At 56.2% G+C, this 21,980-nt stretch carries 20 protein-coding genes and 1 pseudogene; 19 read left to right on the top strand and 2 right to left on the bottom strand.

Features of this window, described 5'->3' with window-relative positions; genetic code table 11:
- The first annotated feature begins 24 nt into the window (after positions 1-24).
- The 12 genes and pseudogenes from PAE68_RS22530 to PAE68_RS22475 all read left to right on the top strand — a co-directional run bounded on the left by PAE68_RS22530 (position 25) and on the right by PAE68_RS22475 (position 12,016).
- Complete coding sequence (locus tag PAE68_RS22530; RefSeq protein WP_281891195.1) at positions 25-1,821, top strand: IucA/IucC family protein; 1,797 nt, start codon at positions 25-27, stop codon at positions 1,819-1,821.
- Positions 1,799-2,401, top strand: coding sequence for a GNAT family N-acetyltransferase (locus PAE68_RS22525; protein ID WP_281890746.1), 603 nt, complete (start codon positions 1,799-1,801; stop codon positions 2,399-2,401). The genes PAE68_RS22530 and PAE68_RS22525 overlap by 23 nt, the downstream gene beginning before the upstream one ends.
- Positions 2,391-3,719 carry a lysine N(6)-hydroxylase/L-ornithine N(5)-oxygenase family protein gene (locus PAE68_RS22520; protein ID WP_281890744.1) on the top strand — a complete coding sequence of 443 codons (1,329 nt, stop codon included), beginning with the start codon at positions 2,391-2,393 and terminating at the stop codon, positions 3,717-3,719. The genes PAE68_RS22525 and PAE68_RS22520 overlap by 11 nt, the downstream gene beginning before the upstream one ends.
- A complete protein-coding gene (locus PAE68_RS22515) occupies positions 3,716-5,002 on the top strand; it encodes an MFS transporter (RefSeq protein WP_281890743.1) in 1,287 nt (428 codons plus the stop codon). Before PAE68_RS22520 ends, PAE68_RS22515 begins: the two co-directional genes overlap by 4 nt.
- Positions 4,999-6,918, top strand: a complete 1,920-nt coding sequence (locus tag PAE68_RS22510; protein WP_281890741.1) for an IucA/IucC family protein — start codon at positions 4,999-5,001, stop codon at positions 6,916-6,918. The genes PAE68_RS22515 and PAE68_RS22510 overlap by 4 nt, the downstream gene beginning before the upstream one ends.
- Entirely contained in the window at positions 6,915-8,219 is a 1,305-nt protein-coding gene (locus tag PAE68_RS22505; protein ID WP_281890739.1) for an AMP-binding protein, read from the top strand. The genes PAE68_RS22510 and PAE68_RS22505 overlap by 4 nt, the downstream gene beginning before the upstream one ends.
- Positions 8,216-8,479: a phosphopantetheine-binding protein gene (locus PAE68_RS22500; protein WP_281890737.1), complete on the top strand. Its 264-nt coding sequence runs from the start codon at positions 8,216-8,218 to the stop codon at positions 8,477-8,479. The genes PAE68_RS22505 and PAE68_RS22500 overlap by 4 nt, the downstream gene beginning before the upstream one ends.
- Positions 8,479-9,483 carry a DUF6005 family protein gene (locus tag PAE68_RS22495; RefSeq protein ID WP_281890734.1) on the top strand — a complete coding sequence of 335 codons (1,005 nt, stop codon included), beginning with the start codon at positions 8,479-8,481 and terminating at the stop codon, positions 9,481-9,483. Before PAE68_RS22500 ends, PAE68_RS22495 begins: the two co-directional genes overlap by 1 nt.
- Entirely contained in the window at positions 9,467-10,342 is an 876-nt protein-coding gene (locus PAE68_RS22490; RefSeq protein WP_281890732.1) for a sugar phosphate isomerase/epimerase family protein, read from the top strand. Before PAE68_RS22495 ends, PAE68_RS22490 begins: the two co-directional genes overlap by 17 nt.
- Positions 10,343-10,498: 156 nt before the next feature.
- Complete coding sequence (locus PAE68_RS22485) at positions 10,499-10,783, top strand: hypothetical protein (RefSeq protein ID WP_281890730.1); 285 nt, start codon at positions 10,499-10,501, stop codon at positions 10,781-10,783.
- Positions 10,784-10,952: 169 nt separating this feature from the next.
- Positions 10,953-11,173 (top strand): annotated as a pseudogene (locus PAE68_RS22480) (transposase); the annotation flags it as partial.
- A 126-nt stretch (positions 11,174-11,299) separates the two neighbouring features.
- The gene (locus PAE68_RS22475) at positions 11,300-12,016 is read left to right on the top strand and encodes a winged helix-turn-helix domain-containing protein (RefSeq protein WP_479684791.1); all 717 of its coding nucleotides are present in this window, start codon (positions 11,300-11,302) and stop codon (positions 12,014-12,016) included.
- A 172-nt stretch (positions 12,017-12,188) separates the two neighbouring features.
- Here the strand turns inward: PAE68_RS22475 and PAE68_RS22470 are convergent, their stop codons facing one another.
- Complete coding sequence (locus PAE68_RS22470) at positions 12,189-12,977, bottom strand: nucleotidyltransferase domain-containing protein (protein WP_281890726.1); 789 nt, start codon at positions 12,975-12,977, stop codon at positions 12,189-12,191.
- 197 nt (positions 12,978-13,174) lie between these two features.
- On the opposite strand from PAE68_RS22470, the gene PAE68_RS22465 reads away from it, so the two are divergent.
- Positions 13,175-13,411, top strand: coding sequence for a hypothetical protein (locus PAE68_RS22465; protein ID WP_281890724.1), 237 nt, complete (start codon positions 13,175-13,177; stop codon positions 13,409-13,411).
- 622 nt (positions 13,412-14,033) lie between these two features.
- On the opposite strand, the gene PAE68_RS22460 is transcribed toward PAE68_RS22465, so the two are convergent.
- The gene (locus tag PAE68_RS22460) at positions 14,034-14,387 is read right to left on the bottom strand and encodes a hypothetical protein (RefSeq protein ID WP_281890722.1); all 354 of its coding nucleotides are present in this window, start codon (positions 14,385-14,387) and stop codon (positions 14,034-14,036) included.
- A 317-nt stretch (positions 14,388-14,704) separates the two neighbouring features.
- On the opposite strand from PAE68_RS22460, the gene PAE68_RS22455 reads away from it, so the two are divergent.
- From PAE68_RS22455 to eno, 6 genes are all read left to right on the top strand, one after another.
- The gene (locus tag PAE68_RS22455) at positions 14,705-15,733 is read left to right on the top strand and encodes a sugar-binding transcriptional regulator (protein WP_281891193.1); all 1,029 of its coding nucleotides are present in this window, start codon (positions 14,705-14,707) and stop codon (positions 15,731-15,733) included.
- A 54-nt stretch (positions 15,734-15,787) separates the two neighbouring features.
- Entirely contained in the window at positions 15,788-16,795 is a 1,008-nt protein-coding gene (gap, locus tag PAE68_RS22450) for a type I glyceraldehyde-3-phosphate dehydrogenase (RefSeq protein WP_281890720.1), read from the top strand.
- Between the two features lie 295 nt (positions 16,796-17,090).
- Positions 17,091-18,272 carry a phosphoglycerate kinase gene (locus tag PAE68_RS22445; RefSeq protein ID WP_281890718.1) on the top strand — a complete coding sequence of 394 codons (1,182 nt, stop codon included), beginning with the start codon at positions 17,091-17,093 and terminating at the stop codon, positions 18,270-18,272.
- A gap of 20 nt (positions 18,273-18,292) precedes the next feature.
- The gene (gene tpiA / locus PAE68_RS22440) at positions 18,293-19,045 is read left to right on the top strand and encodes a triose-phosphate isomerase (protein ID WP_281890717.1); all 753 of its coding nucleotides are present in this window, start codon (positions 18,293-18,295) and stop codon (positions 19,043-19,045) included.
- A gap of 1 nt (position 19,046) precedes the next feature.
- Complete coding sequence (gene gpmI, locus PAE68_RS22435; RefSeq protein WP_281890716.1) at positions 19,047-20,591, top strand: 2,3-bisphosphoglycerate-independent phosphoglycerate mutase; 1,545 nt, start codon at positions 19,047-19,049, stop codon at positions 20,589-20,591.
- A gap of 51 nt (positions 20,592-20,642) precedes the next feature.
- Positions 20,643-21,935 carry a phosphopyruvate hydratase gene (eno, locus tag PAE68_RS22430; RefSeq protein WP_281890715.1) on the top strand — a complete coding sequence of 431 codons (1,293 nt, stop codon included), beginning with the start codon at positions 20,643-20,645 and terminating at the stop codon, positions 21,933-21,935.
- Positions 21,936-21,980: the final 45 nt, after the last annotated feature.

Genomic DNA, 21,980 nt, shown 5'->3' with positions numbered 1-21,980 from the left:
GGGAGAGGGAACCGTATGGGACACGTGGACAATGCGAAGCGAATTGCAGCCAGAGCGACGCTCATGAGCTTGCTGAACAGCTATGTGAGAGAAACAGGACAAGGACAATGGGTACGTCAGGACGAGCAGGGCTGGCGGCTGGAGCTGCCGCTTCCGTCTCAGGGAGGGCGCCTTCTGGCGAGCGCCAAGCTTCGGTCGCTGACTGGCAGGCATGTGTTCAAGTTTCCGGTGGCATGGGAAGGAGATAACGGCGCTGCAGCTGCAGGTGACGACAGCGAGGAGAAGCTGATCGACGGGCTGATCACGAAGCTGGTCGGAGAGCTGGCGTCTGTGTCTGGGCAGGCGACGACGGATCAGGCGCAGGAGCTGCTGGACAGCATTCGCCAGAGCCAGGAGTACATGGAGCGCTTCGTCGCCTATCGGGCGAACGATGCGGAGGAGCTGTACGGTGTGGAGGGCGACTTCCTCACCGCCGAGCAGTCGCTGCTGTTCGGTCATCTGCTGCATCCGACGCCGAAGAGCCGCACGGGCATCCCGGACGAGCAGTGGGCGCTGTACGCGCCGGAATGCAAGGGCGCGTTCCAGCTGCATTATTTTCGCGCGGACGCTTCGATTGGACTGGAGGCTTCAGAGGGGCTGTCCATGACAGCTACGGCGTGGATTCGCGAGGAGCTTCAGGCAGCTGGCGATCCGCTGGGGACGGAGCCTAGTGACGGAGCGGTGCTCATCCCGCTGCATCCGCTGCAGGCGGAGGAGGTGCTCCAGAAGCCGGCCGTTCAGCATCTGCTGCAGGCAGGGCTGCTGGAGAATCTCGGTCCGCGGGGCCGTGCGTTCGCCGCGACCTCATCGCTGCGCACCGTGTATCACCAGGACAGCGCGTGGATGGCCAAGAGCTCGGTGCCTGTACGCATTACGAACTCCAAGCGCGTGAACCTGCATAAGGAGCTGGAGCGCGGTGTCGAAGTATCGAGGCTGCTGCAGACCGAGCTGGGCGCTTCGCTGAAGCGATTCCCGGGCTTCTCAATTGTGACTGACCCGGCCTATGTATCGGTGGCGCTGGAGGGGGAGGAGTCGTCGGGCTTCGAGGTCGTGCTGCGGAGCAATCCGTTCCGCGGAGCGGCCGGGGAGCAGGCGGCTGTCATTGCGAGCTTGGTGCAGGACCCGCTGCCTGGAGAGCAGTCTCGTCTTGGACGCATCATCCATGAGCTCGCACAGAAGGAAGGGCGTTCGACAGAGCAGGTGAGCCGCGATTGGTTCCGTCTCTATCTGGAGCACTCGCTGAAGCCGATGGTGTGGCTGTACTTGACGTGGGGCATCGCGCTTGAGGCGCATCAGCAGAACAGCGTCGTGCGGCTGAAGAACGGATACCCGGAGCAGTATTATTACCGTGATAATCAGGGCTACTACTTCTGCACGTCCATGGAAGGGCGTCTGAAGCAGCTTCTCCCTGACCTCGGGTTGAAAAGCCAGACGTTCTGCGACGATGCGGTAGCCGACGAGCGGTTCCGGTATTATCTCATCTTCAATCATATGTTCGGTCTCATTAACGGATTCGCCGCAGCAGGACTCGTCTCTGAGGAGACGCTGCTCGCTGAGCTGCGCGAGGCGCTGGAGCAGCAGCTGCCGCTCCAGCGGGAGCCGTCTACGTTCTTGCCGAGTCTGCTTCACGAGTCCAAGCTGCCGTGCAAGGCGAATCTGCTGACCCGACTGTACGACATGGACGAGCTGGTCGGCTCGCTGGAAAATCAATCGGTCTATGTCCTTGTGGACAATCCTCTCGTTCAGGAGGTGGCTCCTCTTGCAGCCGGTCATCGGAGCTAATCGTCCTACGTCTTCGGGGGTGAGCATCAGCTTCCGCCCCGTCGAGCTGGAGCGGGATCTGGAGCTGCTGCACCGCTGGCAGCACGAGCCGCACGTCGTGCCGTACTGGCAGCTCGCCATACCGCTGGAGGCGTATCGCGAGCATCTGATTCAGTTTCTGTCCATGCCGCATCAGACGCTGCTCATCGGCGAAGTGAACGGCGAGCCGGTCAGCTACTTCGAGTCGTACTGGGCGGCCTCCGATCGACTGGCCGCTTATTATGACGCCGAGGCTGGAGACCAAGGCATGCATCTGCTGATCGGTCCGCCCGAGCAGCTGGGCAGAGGCTTATCCAGACCTCTAGTGCTGGAGCTGATGCGCCAGCAGCTGCTCGAGCCGTCGACACGCCGATTCGTCGTGGAGCCTGACATGCGCAACGCACGGATGCGTCACGTGTTCGAGCGGTGCGGCTTCCGCTTCGACCGCGAGGTGCAGCTGCCAGAGAAGCGGGCGGCGCTCATGTTCTGCGAGCGGGAGCGCTTCGAGGAGCTGACCGCAGGTCGTACACGGCTGGAGGAGGGCGAGCAACATGGCGAATGAGACGCGCAACGTCACGACGACCGTCGACCTGCTCGGCATCGGGATCGGCCCCTTCAATCTGGGGCTTGCTGCTCTGCTGCAGCGTGTGCCAGAGGTCGAGGCGGTGTTCCTCGAACGGCAGAGGCAGTTTGCTTGGCATCCGGGCATGATGGTCGAAGGAACGACACTGCAGGTGCCGTTCTTCGCTGACCTGGTGACGATGGCGGACCCGACGCACCCGCTGAGCTTCCTGTCGTATTTGCATCAGCAGGGGCGGCTGTATCATTTTTATTTTCTGGAAAAATTCCACATTACCCGCAAGGAGTACAGTCATTACTGTGAATGGGCGGCGAAGCAGCTCGCCTCATGCCGCTTCGGCATACAGGCGGAGTCGGTGACCTATGCACCGGATCGGGGCGTCTTCCTCGTGGAGACGCAGCAGCTCGAGTCCGGTGAACGGACGAGCTGGGAGGCGAAGAACGTCGTGCTGGGCGTCGGCAGCACCCCTGCGGTTCCGGCTCCGTTCCGGTCGCAGCTCGGCCCGCGTGTGCTTCATTCGTCGGCCTATATGCCGAATCGCGCGGAGTGTCTCGCCTCTCGCTCGATTACAGTCATCGGCTCGGGGCAGAGCGCTGCGGAGATCGTGCTCGATCTCATTCGCAGACAGTCGGAGCATGGCTACCGCGTCGATTGGTTTACACGGTCGGAGGGCTTCTTCCCGATGGAATATTCCAAGCTCGGACTGGAGCATTTCTCCCCCGACTATACGTCGTACTTCTACAACTTGCCCGCCGAGCGCCGGGATGAGCTTCGGAGGCGGCAAGGTCTGCTGTACAAGGGCATCAGCGCCCGCACGATTGCCGACATCTACGATGCGCTGTACGAGGCCGGAGAAGCAGGCGGCTCCGCTTCGAGCGTGCGGCTGCTGGCCTGCACCGAGGTGCAAGGGGTGGAGCGCTGCGGTGAAGCGGGACCGTATCGTCTGCATTGCCGCCATCTGCAGCAGGAGACGAGCTTCGTGCATGAGTCGGATACGGTCATTCTCGCAACGGGCTATGAGCATGCGGAGCCGGCTTGTCTCGCGTCGTTGGAGCCGTATCTTCAGCGGGACTCGCTAGGACGGTTGGACATTGAGGAGTCGTATGCGGTGCGGCTGGACCCATCGGTGAAGGGCCGCTTGTTCATACAGAACGGCGAGCTGCATACGCATGGCGTCGGCGCGCCAGATCTCGGACTTGGGGCATACCGCAGCAGTGTGATCATTAATCAGCTGGCCGGTCGCGAGGTGTATCGGGTGCAGGAGCGGCATGTGTTCCAGCAGTTCGGAGTTGGGCGATGACGCAGCTGGTCGCGACCTCCGCCGAGGCGCCTCGGCAACGAGTGGGGCTCATACGAGTCGCCTTGCTCGGCTGCGTTTTTTTGGGTCTGTTCACGGAGGTGCTGCTGTCTCCGTATTACCCGCAGTTTTTCCGCTTGGTGTTCGCGGTGGACAGCTATCTGTTCACGGGGTGGTACTTGTTCGCCTGCCGACTGACAGTAGCGCTCTGCTCCCCACTGTGGGGCTGGCTGGCGAAGCGGTTCGAGCCTCGCCGTCTGCTGCTGCTCGGTCAGGCGGGCACGGCGCTCGCCACGGCGAGCCTCGCGATGGCGCAGAGCGCGGAGCAGTTCCTCGTGCTGACGGTGCTGCTGCTGATCTTCAAGAGCAGCTACATGCTGATCTATCCGATTCTGATGGAGCTGTCTGGTGAGCAGCAGCGAGCGGGGGCGGCCGCCTTGTTCCATGCGGTGCACCATAGCGCTGTGCTGCTAGCTGCCGCTGCAGGCGCGCACATGCTCCAGCTGGCGGAGCCGCTGAAGCTGTTCTACGCCGCTGCTGCGGCCGATGTTGTGCAACTGCTGCTGTGCATCGCGGTGTTCGGCGGTGCGCTCGGCTTCAGCCGGGCGCGTAGGCAAGGCGGGTCCGAGCAGAAAGCGGAGGCAGATGGGGATGGGCGAGCGCGAGGGGATGCTGTAAGCCTTGCGGCCCCCTTGCAGCGGAGGCTGCGCCCGAGCTGGACGCTCGGCTGGCTCGGAGCGACCTTCCTCGTCGTCACACTTGCGAATCAGGTCGTGCGTCCGTTCTTCACGCCGTATACCGAACAGATGTACGGAGTAACGACAGGGCAGGCGGGATTGCTGTTCCTTCTCCCGAATGCGATGGCGCTCGTGCTGCTGCCGTTCGTGCAGCGAATTAGTCGCTCAGACCGTATATCCGCCCTATACACCTGCGGCATTGCTGCTATGGCCGTCGGCTTGCTCGTGCAGGCGAGCTCCACATCGCTCCTCGGTCTCATAGCAGGGCGCGTGCTCTACGGGCTGTTCCTCGCGGTGACGATGGTGGTGCTCGATCTCGTACTGTTCCAAAACAAGCAGGGCGGCGATGCGGCGTTCCGCTTCAGTGTCGTCGTGTCGTTCCAAACGGCAGGGGAGCTCGTCGCTCCGCTGCTCGCCTCTTGGCTCTTGAGCTGGTCTGGCTTATCGGCTCCGCTGATGAGCGGAGCGCTGCTATGCCTGCTGGCGGCGCTGCTGTTCCAGCCCCTGCGAGGTGAACTAGCTGTAAGGAAGGAGACATCCGCTGGATGATGTGGGTAGACGAAGACAAGATGTACGCGGACACTGCGCAGACACAAGCTTATGTGAAGGTGCGCAGACGAATTTTTCGACAGCTAATAGAGTCGGTATTGTATGAAGGAATTGTTCCAGCCGAGAAAGGCAACGCAACCGACGGGGGAGCCGATGCGTTCCGGCTTGCAGGAGTTAGCGCCGATGTGGGATCGGACGTGTTCGTGCTCCGTGGCTTCACAGCGGGTGGTCGACGGGTGCAGTACCGCTGCCGGGGCGCGGTGCGGCCTACGTTCGGCCGGTTCCGACTGGAGGAGCACGGTGTGGTGCTTCGGCAAGTGGAAGGCGCGCCCGAGGAGGAGGCTTGCTCGCTGCGGCAGTTCGTGATGGAGGTATTGTCCCACGCACAGGAGGCGGAGCCTGATCGGCTGCTGACGTTCGCCTCGGAGCTGGAGCATACGCTGCTCAACGATACGCTCGCGCAGCAATATCGGGAGGAGCAAGGGCTGGTGCTCGGGCAGCTGCACGGCTATGAGCTGGAGTCGGCGGCGATGGACGGGCATCGGTATCATCCGTGCTACAAGTCGCGAATCGGCTTCGACACCCGCGATCAGCTCGCCTACGGGCCGGAATTCGCAAGAGACCTCCGTCCGTATTGGCTCGCAATCCATAAGGAGGAGGTTCGGGTATCAGTCATTCCCGGCTTAACGATAGAAGATCATCTGGAGCGGGAGCTGGGCGGGGAGCTGCTGGATGCGTTCGCAGCCCAGCTGCGCGTTCATGATGGCCACCCTGACGAATATATGTTCGTACCTGTTCACCCGTGGCAATGGAGCAAGCTGCTGCCGAGCTGCCTTGAGCTGCTGCATACCCGGCGCATCGTCGCGCTCGGAGCGAGCGAGGACGAGTACCGCGCTCAGCAGTCTATTCGCACATGGAGCAACCGAACGACACCTGAGCGAGCGAATGTGAAGCTGGCGATGAATCTGGTGAATACATCCAGCTCTAGGCATCTGCTGCCGCACTACACGGCGACGGCACCCGTCATGTCTCAATGGCTGGACGAGCTGTGCGCGAGCGACGCTTATTTGCGCGATGAGGCTCGGGTCGTCATCTTGCGTGAGGTAGCGGCTGTGTCATTCGAGTCGCAGCACGGGCTGGACCATGCGGACCACTCCACGGCGGAGCGAGATCCGCTATATGGCGCGATCGGCTGCATCTGGAGAGAAAGCGTAGAGCGGTTCCTCGAGCCGGAGGAGTCGGCGCTATCCCTGTTCACCCTGTGGGCGGAGGAGCGCGATGGGCGCTTGCTCATCGAGCCATGGCTGCGCCAGTACGGTCTGGAGGCATGGCTGCAGCGGCTGCTCGAATGCGTGATGCTGCCCGTGATGCATCTGGCTGCTGTGCATGGTGTGGCGACGGAAGCGCATGCGCAGAACATGGTGCTGCTGCATAAGAACGGCTGGCCGGAGCGAGTGGCGCTGAAAGATTTTCACGAGGATGTGCTGTATTGCCGTTCGTTCCTCGCAGAGCCACAGCGGTGCCCGAAGCTGGAGTCTGTGCATCCCCGCTATGTGCATGCTGAGGCACGGGCGAACTTCGAGGTGGACCGCTTGGAGCCGCTCCGCTACTTGACGCTAGGGGCGCTGCTGTTCGTCAATCTCGGAGAGCTGGCGATGCTGCTGGCGGATCGTCTTGGCTTCTCTGAAGATCGGTTCTGGGAGCTGGCGGTTGATACGCTGGAGCGTCATGGGCGCAGAGACCCGGTATGGGGCAGCAGGCTGGCCGAGCTGGGGCTGCTCGCGCCATCGACGCGTGTCGAGCAGCTGACCTATAAGCGGCTGACGGCGCGCTCGGGCGGACGGATGCATACGGTGCCGAATCCGCTATGGGAGGCGGCGGCAAGGCTGAACGGAGAGAGGAGTGTGAAGCGATGAGCGGAAGCAAGCCGCTGTTCGCAGTCAATGAGAGAACGTATGCCGAGGCGGAGCTGGCTCCACTCTGGCGCAGATGGCAGGAGGAGGAGCGGGGAGGGCTGTTCCCGAGCCGTGAGGAAGGTCCGGTGGCGATCTGCCTGGCGGATGCGGCGGAGCTGCTCGCCCTGATCCTATACGTGCGGGAGCAAGGAAGATCGGCACTGCTGCTGCATAGTCAAACGCCGCGGGCCGCAGCGGAGAAGCTCGCGGCGGAGGCCGGCTGCAGCGCCCTCCTCTACGGGACGGCCGATGAAGGGGCATCACCTGTAGCTGCTGCTGTGGAGCGCGGAGAGTCCAAGGCGGCTGAGGAAGGGCTGATGATGTTCAGCTCGGGCACATCGGGTCAGCCGAAGCTGATCCATAGAGGCTGGTCGGACATCGATCAGGAGATTGAGTCGTATAACGAGGCGCTGGCGCTGGTGGCGGGGCCGGACACGACCCCTGTCATCTTGTCCCCCGTCAGTCACGCCTACGGCTTGATCTGCGGTGTGCTCGCTTCGATGAAGCGGGGCGTATGTCCGCATATGGCCTACTACACCAATCCGAAGCTCACGCTAAGGCTGCTGCGAAGCTTTCCGAAGCATCTCGTCTACGGCGTGCCGATGACGCTGCATGTGTTGTCGTCGCTGGCGGGAGAGCAGCGCTTCGACAAGCTCATGAGCTCTGGGGCAGCGTTGCCCCAGAAGCTGCTGGAGCAGCTGCGAGCGCAAGTCGATGGAGGGGTGTACCAGCAGTATGGCTGCTCGGAGGCCGGCTGCCTGAGCGTCAGCGGGCCGCTCATGCACGTCGAGGACATTGGACGGCCGCTGAAGCATCTCGAGCTTGTGGCTGCAGAAGGGACGAGGGAGCATCCAGTCGAGCTATGCTTCCGTATGGGGGCCCGTCAGGTGGCTACAGGAGATATTGGTTACCGGGAGGAGCGGTCGGGGTCGCTGCGGCTGCTGGGCCGCGCCGATGACATCATCAATACCGGAGGGCTCAAGGTGTATCCGGCAGAGGTCGAGGAGGTCATTGCCTCTCTGACAGAGGTTCGCGAATGTGTCGTGTATCGGGTGAACCATCCGGTCATGGGGGAGCAGGTCGCCTGCCAGGCGGTGCTGGAGCCGGGACATTCGTTCTCTGCCGAGGCGATACGCACCTATTGCATGGCCCATCTGGCCCCGTACAAGGTGCCGAGTCAGGTGCAGCTCGTAGACAAGCTGCCGCGCGGCCTCACAGGCAAGCTGAGCCGACGTCAATTGGAGGAGGAGCATATCGGATGAGTCGAGTGCAATGGACAGGACAGCTGCGAGAGGTGATGACGAAGCATCTGCAGCGCCCGGCGATTCCACCGCTGACGGAGGAGCTGAGGCTGAATGAGGACCTGGGTCTTGATTCGGTCATGCTGCTGCAGTTGCTCGTATGGATCGAGGTGGAGATCGGCTTGCCGATCCCGGAGGAGGAGGTCGATCCGCGCATGTTTTCTACCGTAGGATCGCTGCTTGATTTCATGGAGCAGTGCAGCAGAGGGGGGAAGAGCTGATGTTTGGCTGGAAGGATCAACGGATTAAGGTGCATTGTGTAACGAGCTGCTTGTGCGAGGTCGTCAAGCGCTACAGCGAGATCGACTACCGGCCGTTCTACTTCGGCATCTGGGATGAGCCGTTCGGCGTGCTGGAGCAAGAGCTTCGCTATTATGACCCTGCCTTCACGCACGAGAGGTTGATGAACAACTTCGAGCAGCTGTTCGGAGGTACGGTGACGAGGTGGCATAAGGCGGAGCGAAGCGCTGAGGACAATGCGAAGCGTCTGATCGAGCTCGTCGAGCACGGTCGGGAAGGGCAGCACGTCATTGTACAGGTGGACTTGTCCTTAATTCCGGAACGGGAGAACGAGTTCAAGCTGAGTCCGTTTCCTCATTATGTATTAATATCGGCCGGTGAGAAGCGCGAGGAGTGGTATATGCTCGATGCGGATCTGAAGTGGGAGGGTGCGCTCAGCCGCGAGCGGGTGCTCGATGCATTCATTCGCAATCCGTATCCGGACGGCTTGCTGGTTGACGCCACTTCTCTTCGCGTTCCTTCTATAGAACAAGTGACAGCTGCCTTCGCGAGGACGCATCACCCTGAGAGCAACCCGCTTGTGACGAGGCTGCGCGGCTTGCTGGCTCACTATGCGGTGGCGCCGGAACGGCTGCCTCGGCTAGTGGACGCGCTGCAGCATCTGCATGTCATCGTCATTCGCAAGTATAGCTATGATTATGCGCTGATGTACTTTCATGACCAGATGAAGCTGGACCCCGACCATTACGAGCAGTGGGCACAGCGCATACGTGACTTGGTCCAAGCGTTCACGACCTTTCAATATAGGACTGTCAAGCTGGCGCTTACCGGGCGAATCGAGCTTCTACCTTCCTTGGAGGAGCAGCTGGACCGGGTGGAGGCGCTGGAGAAGTCCTTGAAGCTGGAGCTGAAGCGGCTGCTGGACGGTTGGCTAGCGGAGCAGCACCAGCAGAAGGAGGCGTCCGTCCATGAAGCACTCCAGTAGACTGCAGCTGGCCCTGTGCACGATCTCCTTCCGTCATACGCTCATTTCGTTCGAGGAGCTCATCCAGCTTGCTCGGCAAGCCGGCTTCAGCGGCATCGAGCTATGGGGCGTTCATGCGCGGCAGCTGAAGGAGGAGAGGGTGCGAATAGGGCTGCCTTTTCCCGACCTTGGCGGTGTGCAGATCAGCATGATCAGCGATTACCTGGAGGTCGGCAGTCACGTGGACTTCGCCCGAACGATCGATAAGTGTGAGCAGCTGCTGGCGCTCTGCGCCTGGTGCGGAACCGAGCGGCTGCGCACGTTCGCCGGCAAGCAGGCGAGCAAGGATACGGCGAAGGACGAGCGAGAGCTCATCGTCAAGCAGCTTCGCATCTTGGGCGACCTGTGCGAGCAGAGAGGCGTCGAGCTGCTGTTGGAGACGCATCCGGGTACGCTGGCCGATCAGAAGGACTCTGCGCTGCAATTAATGCAGGAGCTGGAGCATGGCGCGCTGAAGCTGAACATGGATTTCCTTCATCTATGGGAGGCAGGCGACGACCCGATGGACAGCTACGAGCAGCTGAGCGAGTGGGTATCTTATTTTCATCTGAAAAATATTGCCGCCCGCAGCGATTGCACCGTCTTCGAGCCTGGTCAAGTATATGCACCGAATGGGCGACGTCAAGGGATGGTGCCCTTGTCCCAAGGGGCGGTCTCGTATCGGCCGCTGCTTGAGCGGATCGCGGACAGCGGTCGCTTCGCCTCGCTCGAATGGTTCGGCGACAATCCAGCCAGCGTGCTGCGTGCCGACCTGCGCTGGATCAACGAAGTGCTGGACGGGTGGCAGCGTTCCCGTCTGGTGACGGCTCAGCGCACTTAGATGTATGCGTGGTCTGGTACGTCGGGTATGGAGGTCAGCAGGCGGCTTGTGCTTGCTGACCTTTGTTGTATACTATAGGGGAGGTTCACTCCCCTTGCATAAAGGCGCGCTGAATCTTCAAAACGATGGGTTGCTTTATATTTAAGGGGTGACATGATGAGTAAAGGTAGGTTGTTTCTAACTGGAGTTTTACTGTTTATTTTAATTATTATGGCAGCGAATCTATTCAACAATATAGAAATGACCTCCGAATATAGCGTGATTGACAAAAATAGTGGGAAACATGAATTAGTAGTAGTAAATCCCGAAGGTATTAAACTAGCGATAAGAGTAAATGAAGGATACATAGATTTAATTGAAGTTGAAAAGTCTTATATCATGACCATAAATTTCTATAAATGGAAGAGTCCAAAGTTAAAGAAAATTACGAAAATACAGTAGGATTCTTCTCGTGGAACAAGAGGGTGACCACGAAACGGAACAGATCGGCGCATGTGAGTTAAGTCCGTATAATGGTGAAAAATACGTTCTTTGACAAAGTAGAGCCATTATCAAAGACCTCGGTTAGAATGGAGTTTACCAGACAAACATCCAAACGGAGGCTATGAAAATGACTCAATATCAGATTACCGTAAACAGTGAGCTTTTGCACCATCTATTTCAACGAACGCGAAGGATTCAGGCATGGCGAAGTTGTTAGAGTCTGTCCTCAATCAAGTTTTGGAGGCGTAGGTAACCGAACGTGTCGGCGCCACTCGATATGAGCGGACCGAGGAGCGCCAGGCTTATCGTAACGTGGGTCGTACTCGAGGTCTTACCACCCGAGTAGGGTAGTACCAGAGTAACTGTCACCAAGGGCAAAGTAACTGGAATTATACGTTATTGTGTTCACTTAACCCTCGGTGTCTTACATTAGATATTCTGCATCATCCACCAGTAGCCCGAAATAACCACTTAATGGACTTACTAGATCGTTTGAAATTGGTTAATCGATCGAACCTTGGCGTTTCACGTATTTTTCGTTCGTTGTTGATGGAAGGCAAGGAGCCGCCGATCTATAGAGAAGTTGGGAACCATATCGAGCTTACTTTTACAGCATCCCCTCTAAATACTGGCTTTATAAATTTAGTTAGCAAGATGACAGAGGTTAACCAATTGATAGATGTTGACCATTTGCTTATCATACAATATTTAATGAGGCATGAAGATATTGATACTCAGGAAGCTGCGATGGTTACACAAAGGAGCACAGAGCAGGCAAGAGAATTGCTCAGTAAGCTTGCAAATAATATGCAGCTAATTGAACCTGTGGGTCGAGGCAAAGGTCGCTATTATACTTTATCCAGAACGGCGTATGAGCTACTTAAGGGGAATATGACGTATGAGAGACAACAGAGCTTAGATAAGGAAGCCATAAAGATTCGATTACTCTCCATCTTGAAGGAACGTGAATTATCGAATAGAGAAATCAGACAGATGACAGGGCTGACGAGTAAACAAGTTCAGAGAATTGTTAAGGATCTTACGTCAGATGGTGTAAAAGTGGTTGGTCACGGCATGGGTGCAAGGTATGTGTTGGAGCGTGAATGGACAAGAGTAAGGACAAATAAGGACATTAATTACATGCGAGTGCGGATATATTCGGATATAGGCGAATATATAAGGACAAAATAGGGACAATTGTGTGAAATAGACCAGTTAACTACGGGGCGATTCTAGGGTGACATCAAATCTGTGGCTACACCCGTAGAAGCTTATGTGGCGTTATCTCGGACAGGGGTTCAAATCCCCTCGCCTCCACCAATACCATGAGAAAGAGCACCGTATTAGGTGCTCTTTTTGCATTCTATTTAATCAACGAAGTATACACCTTTTCAAGGTAAGCAATAGCAACATGTTCTGCTTCTTCTTTTATAAGTACATCAGAATGTTGACGTAAGCGTTGATAGAGGTGGATAGTGCTTTTTAACGCATGGTAGCAACTTTCTAAACCGTGTAAAGGAATGGTCTTTTTTAGTTCTTCTAGTTCGCTAACTCCATATTGTTCCAACTTTCTAACGCCTCTAGGTAGTTGACCATTACGCATCAAAACCAAAGGACCTAATACAACACTGCGAATAAATGTAATATGATCGATTAATTCAAACCATTCTCCTCTTCCCAGCTTCGTGGTGCCGTAATGGATCCAGACCCAGAAGCGGTCCTCTATCCATTGTGAATTAGGGTATGGATGTGAGGGCGAGGTTTCTTTAATGATTTTACTGATTTCCTGATCTTTTTCCCATAAAATAAGCGGGTTTTCAATTCGTATTTCAAACTCTTCCAATGTTACAAATTTAAGATCGACATGCAGTGGCTCAGGTCCGTATAAGCAAATAACCATACGAGGTTCACCAACGTGTTCACCTGTGAATCCAGAAAGTAAATTGCCCAATCCTTCTGCAATGAGAAGCCGTTGATTCATGATTTGCTCCTGGTAGGCTAAGTCATATACGATGATAAGGTCTAAATCGCTATACTCATCCATGGTGTTCGTCATCATAGAACCACCAGCAAGGAGACCTCGAACTCGTTGATCTTGACTTAGTTTTTCCTTTGCTTGACACACGAATCGTTCGTGTACAGGTAAAAGCATATAAAGCACCCCTTGTAACATGACCCAAAAATGGGTATTACACCAAGTTATCATTTCATATGAACTTTGTCAATTATAAACTGGGCTGTACTCGAGTGACATCAAAACCATGACTACACCCGCAGAAGCAAGCGTGGCGTGATCTTCCTCTCGAATAAGGCAACATGCAACAAACTTGTTACTAGGGAGGTTTCCTTATGACTGCTCAGACTTGCCAGGGTTTAAGCGAATCGTACTGCGATTCACTGGTCGGTATCGAACTGGACGATACCCAGACGCAGATGCTCTTATCGATTACTCGGGAGCATTGCAAGCTGGCTCTTGAGCATAGCCAAGCAAATACGATTCAAGAGCAGCGCCGAGAGATCAGTGATGAAATTCAGAGCTTACTCTTGTTCCTCGATAATCTAGTCTTGGAATGGAGAAGACAGTAAATGGCTTAACATAAATCCTCATCCAACGTGTGCAGCATACGCGTAAACTTCCCGTACCGATGAGGCTTGCGATTGGAGTGACATTGCTTGCAGCCGTCAGGCCGGTCGGCTTTCGGCAAGCCGTCCTCGCATCGTAATAAATAGCTCTTTACATCGATGTCCCAAACCACTTACCTTTAGTCAAAATGTTGGAGGTCGCCTACCTCAACACCTCTTTGGGCCACAATCAATGCCTATCATTCGGATAGCCTGTGACGGTAAGAGCAGGGAAGGAAACTACAATTGGGGCTTGGACGGAAGTTTTATGGGGAGTTGTCTTTTCACATCTTACCTTTTTTAATCCAATCAACTATTTTATAAACTCCTAACATAATTACTAAGAACAGCAGAACGCACATTGTAATATAGAGCGGTTTGGAATTACCTAGATACGGCCAATTCTCTATAGTAAAGCCTAGCAATAAAAAATTGATTATGGCTAAAAATATTTGAGGTATTATCCAGATCATTCTTAACTTTATATTTTTCATGCTGGTATTCCCTCTTCTTTCCTGGATGTAAGTGAAGAGCGTCGGTATTTCTAACCGACGCCCATATTTCATTTGATTTTATCAAAAAGCATTTACCTCGGAAACAGTATGGTTCTCCCAGTAACTTCCTCCGCCATAAAATTCATATTTCTTGCATTTTCCATGTACTGAGCTGCTGTTTTGCTTAGTTGCATTCTTGAATATGTTGAATAAGCTGTCGAAGTAAGCCCAGCAAATGTGGACAGAGCACCAGCATAATATAACACAATCGTGACCCATCTTGTTGGCCCAGATGCATATCCAGCAACAATTGTTGCTAAGCCCACCAAGGCAGTTCCATACCCGATCACTTCCGGCCATGTAGGTGCCTGCATATAATTATTTATATAGGTATCCATGTTATTGATATGTCCTTTATACGTTGCCATTGATCTTGCATTTTTCATGCTACCTACTGTAGGTCCTTCAATTCTAATATATTTATGTGCTGTGAAGCTCAGGCTCTGTGTTCGAAACCAACCGTTACGAAGGATACCTTTTCATACTGAAAAGCTTGTGGGAGCGGTTTGACCTTTCCTTACTGCTCACACAATTCGGCTTGATGAAACGAACTGCATGCAGGCTCTTGAATGTGGCAACATTTTGAACTATAATGGGAACAGCTAAGTGAGAGTTGCAACTGCTTAGTTTCTTTTTTGGAGTATGTGGGACTGAAAATGTATCACCGGGACAACTTGTGTCCCAGAAGAGAGCGGTGTGATTGATGCGGGACATTCTGGACGTTCAGAAGCAGCTTGTTCCTGATCTGCTCGATACGATGAAGAAGCGGTATGCGATACTGCACTACATCATGGTATCCGGTACGGTCGGACGTCGGACGCTCGCCGCTTCCATCGGCTCTACCGAGCGTATAATGCGTGCGGAAGTGGATTACTTGAAGGAGCAAGGCTTGCTTCACATCGATGCCTCCGGCATGCGGATTACAGAAGCGGGCGAGGTGCTGCTCGAGCAGATCGAGCCGATGCTCAAGGAGCTGTTCGGCTTGATGGAGTGGGAGGAGACACTGCGTACGCGCTTCAACCTGAAGCAGGTCGTCATCGTGCCCGGCGATTCGGAGCTGTCTACGCATACGAAGAAGGAGCTCGGACGCGCAGGGGCTGCTGTTGTGCGCAAGCTGGTGAAGGAGCATGAGGTCATCGCGGTCACAGGGGGCTCGACGATGGCGGTCGTCGCCGATCATCTGCAGCCGACTGCACCGATGCGAAGCTGCTGGTTCGTACCAGCGCGCGGAGGACTCGGCGAGAGCGTGGATTTCCAGGCGAATACGATCGCTTCGACGATGGCGAAGAAGGCTGGAGCGAGATACCGGCTGCTGCATGTACCGGATCACCTCAACGAGGAAGCGTACCAGACGCTGATGCAGGATGCGACGATTACCGAGATTATCGCGTTCATCCGGCAGGCAAGGATGGTCGTACACGGCATGGGAGATGCTATGGTAATGGCTAGACGGCGCAAGGTAGACCCGGCCACAACGGCCACGCTGCTCCAGGACGGGGCTCTAGCGGAGGCGTTCGGATATTACTTTGATCGGGAGGGCAACATTCTTCACAGAATGCCTACCGTCGGCTTGCGTATGGAGGATATTCAGGAGATGGATACGGTCATTGGCATCGCGGGCGGCCGCAGCAAGGCCGAGGCGATTATTGCCGTGCTGAAGCACGGGCATGAGGACGTGCTGGTCACCGATGAGGCCGCGGCCGAGGAGATCATTCGACAGCTGTCATCTTGACGGGCTAACGCCTGTCTTGACATATATAAACCCACTTTTAGGAGGAAACCATTCATGGCAACGAAAATTGGTATTAACGGTTTTGGACGTATTGGTCGTAACGTATTCCGCGCAGCACTGAACAACCCGAACGTTGAAGTAGTAGCGATCAACGATCTGACAGACGTGAACACGCTGGCTCACCTCTTGAAATATGACACGACGCATGGCCGTCTGGACGCTACAGTTGAGGCAACTGAAGGCGCGCTGATCGTGAACGGCAAGTCCGTTAAAGTATTTGCTGAGCGCAACCCGGCTGACCTCAAGTGGGCGGACAACGGCGTTGAGATCGTTGTTGAATCCACGGGTATTTTCACAGCGAAGGAGAAGGCTGAGCTTCACCTGCAAGGCGGCGCGAAGAAGGTTATTATCTCCGCACCTGCTACGAACGAAGACATCACGATCGTTCTGGGCGTCAACGAAGACAAGTACGATCCAGCTGCACACACCATCATCTCCAACGCTTCCTGCACAACGAACTGCTTGGCTCCATTCGCGAAAGTGTTGAACGACAAGTTCGGCATCGTGAAAGGTATGATGACGACTGTTCACTCCTACACGAATGACCAGTCCGTGCTGGACCTGCCGCACAAGGATCTTCGCCGTGCACGCGCAGCAGCTGAGAACATCATTCCTTCGACAACAGGCGCAGCTAAGGCTGTATCCCTCGTATTGCCAGAGCTGAAGGGCAAGCTGAACGGTATGGCTATGCGTGTACCTACACCTAACGTATCCGTTACAGACCTCGTAGCTGAGCTGAGCCGCAACGTAACGGTTGACGAGATCAACGCTGCATTGAAGGAAGCTGCTGAAGGTCCTCTGAAGGGCATTCTGGCTTACTCCGACGAGCCGCTCGTATCCAGCGACTACAACGGCGACCCTGCTTCCTCCACAATCGATGCACTGTCGACCATGGTTGTAGGCGACAACATGGTGAAGGTTGTATCGTGGTACGACAACGAGTGGGGCTACTCCAACCGCGTTGTAGACCTCGTAAGCTACATCGCAAGCAAAGGTCTGTAAGCTTCACCCTTCCATTGTGGTGACGAACTGTAACTTGAACTCTGAAGCTTGAACGAACGAACGGCCGCGGCGAATGCATCTGAGCGATCAGGTGCGTCGCCGCAGGAGCCGACCGCAACGTTCTCGTGAACGCTTGGAGCAGGGGCAGAATCGTGACCACAATTTTTATGTGCAAGCAGTGCTGGGTATTCGGTATTCGGAGCGGGATTACTTACATATAGAGAAGATGAACGGAACGTCTTGGCGTCGATCGGACGCTTGAATTGCAATAAGTTAAACTTGGGAGGCGACGGTTATGAATAAGAAGAGCTTGCGTGACGTTGAGGTTAACGGTAAAAAGGTATTCGTGCGCGTAGATTTCAACGTGCCGCTGGAAAATGGAAGCATTACGGACGACACGCGTATTCGCGAGACGCTGCCAACGATCAAGTACTTGACCGAGCGCGGTGCGAAGGTTATTCTGGCGAGCCACCTAGGCCGTCCGAAGGGCGAGGTTGTCGAGGAGCTTCGCTTGACTCCTGTAGCTGCGCGTCTGTCCGAGCTGCTCGGCCAGCCGGTAGCGAAGGCAGATGAGGCGATCGGCGATGCGGTGAAGGCACAGGTAGCCGAGCTGCAGGACGGAGGCGTGCTGCTGCTTGAGAATGTGCGTTTCTACGCAGGCGAAGAGAAGAACGATGCGGAGCTGGCGAAAGCTTTTGCAGAGCTGGCTGACCTGTATGTGAACGATGCGTTCGGCGCTGCTCACCGTGCTCACGCTTCGACGGAAGGTATCGCGCATCATCTGCCAGCTGTATCCGGTCTTCTGATGGAGAAGGAGCTGGACGTACTCGGTAAGGCGCTGAACAATCCAGAGCGTCCGTTCACTGCGATCGTCGGCGGCGCGAAGGTGAAGGATAAGATCGAGGTGATCAACAACCTGCTCAACATCGCAGACAACATCATCATCGGCGGAGGCTTGTCCTACACGTTCCTGAAGGCACAGGGCAATGAGATCGGCAAGTCGCTTGTCGACAACGAGAAGCTGGATCTCGCACTGAGCTTCCTCGCGAAGGCGAAGGAGAAGAACGTCAACTTCATGCTGCCGAGCGATATCGTCGTAACCGATGATTTCAGCCCGACTGCGAATACGCAAATCGTACCTGTAAACGGCATTCCAGCTGACTGGGAAGGCATCGACATCGGTCCAGAGACACGCGAGCGTTATGCGAAGGTGATCGCGGAGTCGAAGCTCGTTGTATGGAACGGGCCAATGGGCGTGTTCGAGATGGAGCCATTCTCCCATGGTACGCGTGCTGTAGCTGAGGCTTGCGCTACGACTAGCGCTTACACGGTGATCGGCGGCGGCGATTCCGCAGCAGCTGTTGAGAAGTTCAACATGGCTGACAAGATGGACCACATCTCCACAGGCGGCGGCGCATCCCTGGAATTCATGGAAGGCAAGGCATTGCCGGGCGTCGTAGCACTTAACGATAAATAAGAACGGAAGGACGATAGCACATGCGTACACCGATTATTGCAGGCAACTGGAAAATGTTCAAGACGGTCGGCGAGTCCGTATCGTTCATTCATGAGGTGAAGGGTCAGGCTGAGGTTGAAGGTGTGGAGAGCGTGATCTGCGCGCCGTATACGAACCTGCCAGCTCTGGTGGAAGCGGTGAAGGGCACCTCGATCAAGATCGGCGCACAGAACGTACACTTCGAGGACAACGGTGCATTCACAGGCGAGATCAGCGGCTTGATGCTGAAGGATCTCGGCGTGAGCTACGTGATCATCGGTCACTCCGAGCGCCGCGCCTACTTCGCAGAGACGGATGAGACGGTGAACAAGAAGGTTCACGCGTCGTTCAAGCACGGCTTGACGCCGATCGTCTGCGTAGGCGAGAAGCTGGAGGAGCGCGAAGCGGGTCAGACGAAGGATGTGTGCAAGGTGCAGACGGAAGCGGCCTTCGCCGGTCTTAGCGCGGAGCAGGCAGCACAGGTCGTTATCGCGTATGAGCCGATCTGGGCGATCGGTACGGGCAAGTCGTCGACAGCTGCGGATGCGCAGGACGTCATCGGCTACATTCGCGGTGTTGTGGCAGGGCTGTACAGCGCAGAGACCGCTGCAGCGGTACGGATTCAATACGGCGGTAGCGTGAAGCCGAACAACATTGCCGAGTACATGAACGAGGCAGACATCGACGGCGCACTCGTCGGCGGTGCGAGCCTGGAGGCTGCATCCTACATCGCGCTGATTCAGGGGGCAAAGTAAGATGAGTAGACCGAAGCCGGTAGCGATTATTATATTGGATGGCTTTGGCCTGCGCGGCGACGTGCAGGGCAACGCTGTCGCGCAAGCGAAGAAGCCGAACTATGATCGGTATTGGAGCCAATACCCGCACACGACGCTCGTCGCGTGCGGCGAGGCGGTTGGCTTGCCGGAGGGCCAGATGGGCAACTCCGAGGTCGGCCACTTGAACATCGGTGCGGGACGTACGGTGTATCAGGACTTGACGCGCATCTCGAAGTCGATTCGCGAGGGCGAATTTTACGACAACTCGACGTTGATCGGTGCGGTGCGTCATGCGAAGCAGAACGGCAAGAAGCTGCATCTGTACGGTCTGCTGTCTGACGGCGGCGTACATAGCCACATCGAGCACCTGTATGCGTTGCTGGAGCTGTGCAAGAAGGAAGAGCTCGACGATGTGTACATTCATGCGTTCCTCGATGGTCGCGACGTAGCGCCGGATAGTGCGGCGGCGTACATGAAGGGCTTGCAGGCGAAGATCGCCGAGCTCGGCGTCGGCCGTATTGCGACCGTTCAGGGCCGCTACTATGCGATGGATCGCGACAAGCGCTGGGAGCGTACGGAGAAGTCGTACCGCGCGATGGTATACGGAGACGGACCGACGCATCAGGACCCGCTGCAGGCGATTACCGAATCGTACGTACAGTCGGTATATGACGAGTTCGTCATGCCGACCGTCATCGTCAAGGAGGACGGCACACCTGTAGGGCTGGTCGAGTCCGGCGATGCGGTCGTGTTCTTCAACTTCCGTCCGGATCGTGCGATCCAGCTGTCGCAAGTATTCACGAACAGCGACTTCCGCGGCTTCGACCGTGGCGGTCAGGCGCCTAGCGACCTGTACTACGTCTGCCTGACGCTGTTCAGCGAGACAGTGGGCGGCTACGTCGCTTACAAGCCGAAGAACCTCGACAACACGCTCGGCGAGGTGCTCGCACAGAACAACCTGAAGCAGCTGCGCATGGCCGAGACGGAGAAATATCCGCACGTGACGTTCTTCTTCAGCGGCGGACGTGATGTCGAGCTTCCGGGCGAGACGCGCATTCTGATCAACTCGCCGAAGGTGGCGACGTACGACCTGCAGCCGGAGATGAGCGCCTATGAGCTCGCTGCTGCTGCGGTGGCGGAGATCGAAGCGGAGAATCACGATGTGATCATCTTGAACTTCGCGAATCCGGACATGGTCGGACATTCGGGCTTGCTCGAGCCGACGATCAAGGCGGTAGAAGCGACGGACGATTGCCTCGGCAAGGTTGTGGATGCGATTATTGCGAAGGGCGGCGTTGCGCTCATTACAGCGGACCACGGGAATGCGGACGTTGTGACGAATCCGGACGGCTCCCGCAATACGGCACACACGACGAACCCGGTGCCTTTCATTGTGACGGACAATCGTGTTAAACTAAGAGACGATGGCATATTGGCAGATATTGCCCCTACGGCTCTGGAGTATCTCGGCGTCGCTAGACCTGAGGAGATGACCGGAACGTCGCTCGTTGCTGGGCGCGAATAGTTTGCCGAACGATAAAACTTACGAATATGGATAAGGAGTGTTTAAAAGGTTATGACAATCATTTCCAATGTGTACGCTCGTGAAGTGCTCGACTCCCGCGGTAACCCGACGGTCGAGGTAGAAGTTCATCTGGAATCCGGCGCTCGCGGCCGCGCGATCGTGCCATCCGGCGCATCGACTGGCGCGCACGAAGCGGTAGAGCTTCGCGACGGCGACAAGTCCCGTTACCTCGGCAAGGGCGTGCTGAAGGCGGTTGAGAACGTGAACGATGTGATCGCGCCTGAGATCATCGGCATGAACGCGCTTGATCAGCTCGGCATCGACCAGCGTATGATTCAGCTTGATGGTACAGCGAACAAGGGCAAGCTCGGCGCGAACGCGATCCTTGCGGTGTCCATGGCTACCGCTCGTGCAGCAGCTGAAGCTTTGGATATTCCTCTGTACGTATATCTTGGTGGCTTCAACGCGAAGCAGCTTCCAGTTCCGATGATGAACATCATCAACGGCGGCGCGCATGCAGACAACAACGTGGACGTGCAGGAGTTCATGGTTCTGCCTGTTGGCGTAACGACGTTCAAGGAAGCGGTTCGTTGCGGCGCTGAGATTTTCCATAGCTTGAAGTCCGTATTGAAGGAGAAGGGTCTGAACACAGCAGTAGGCGACGAGGGCGGCTTCGCACCGAACCTTGGCTCCAACGAAGAAGCGATCCAGACGATCATCACGGCCATCGAGCGCGCAGGCTACAAGCCGGGCGTAGATGTGTTCCTCGGTATGGACGTTGCTTCGACTGAGTTCTTCAAGGATGGCAAGTACCACCTCGAGGGCGAAGGCAAGTCCTACACGTCCGCAGAGTGGGTTGACTTCCTGGCTGCATGGGTTGACAAGTACCCGATCATCACGATCGAGGACGGCTGCTCCGAGGATGACTGGGAAGGCTGGAAGCTTCTCACTGAGAAGCTCGGCTCCAAGGTTCAGCTCGTGGGCGACGACCTGTTCGTAACGAACACAGAGCGTCTGTCCCAAGGTATCGAGCAAGACATCGCGAACTCGATCCTGATCAAGGTAAACCAGATCGGTACGTTGACTGAGACGTTCGACGCAATCGAGATGGCGAAGCGTGCAGGCTACACAGCGGTTATCTCCCACCGTTCCGGTGAGAGCGAGGACAGCACGATCGCGGACATCGCAGCTGCGACGAACGCAGGTCAGATCAAGACGGGCGCACCTTCCCGTACTGACCGTGTAGCGAAGTACAACCAGCTTCTTCGCATCGAGGATCAGCTGGCTGATGTGGCTCAATACGCAGGTAAGTCTGCGTTCTACAACCTGAGAAACTTCAAGTAAGAATATTGTCATCGAACACGATATAAGGCGGAAGGGACGCGGCTG

The sequence above is a fragment of the Paenibacillus sp. YYML68 genome, from assembly GCF_027923405.1.
Taxonomy (GTDB): Bacteria; Bacillota; Bacilli; order Paenibacillales; family NBRC-103111; genus Paenibacillus_G.
The sequence above is the reverse complement of the archived record's forward strand: the minus strand, read 5'-3'. Positions and strand labels throughout refer to the sequence as shown.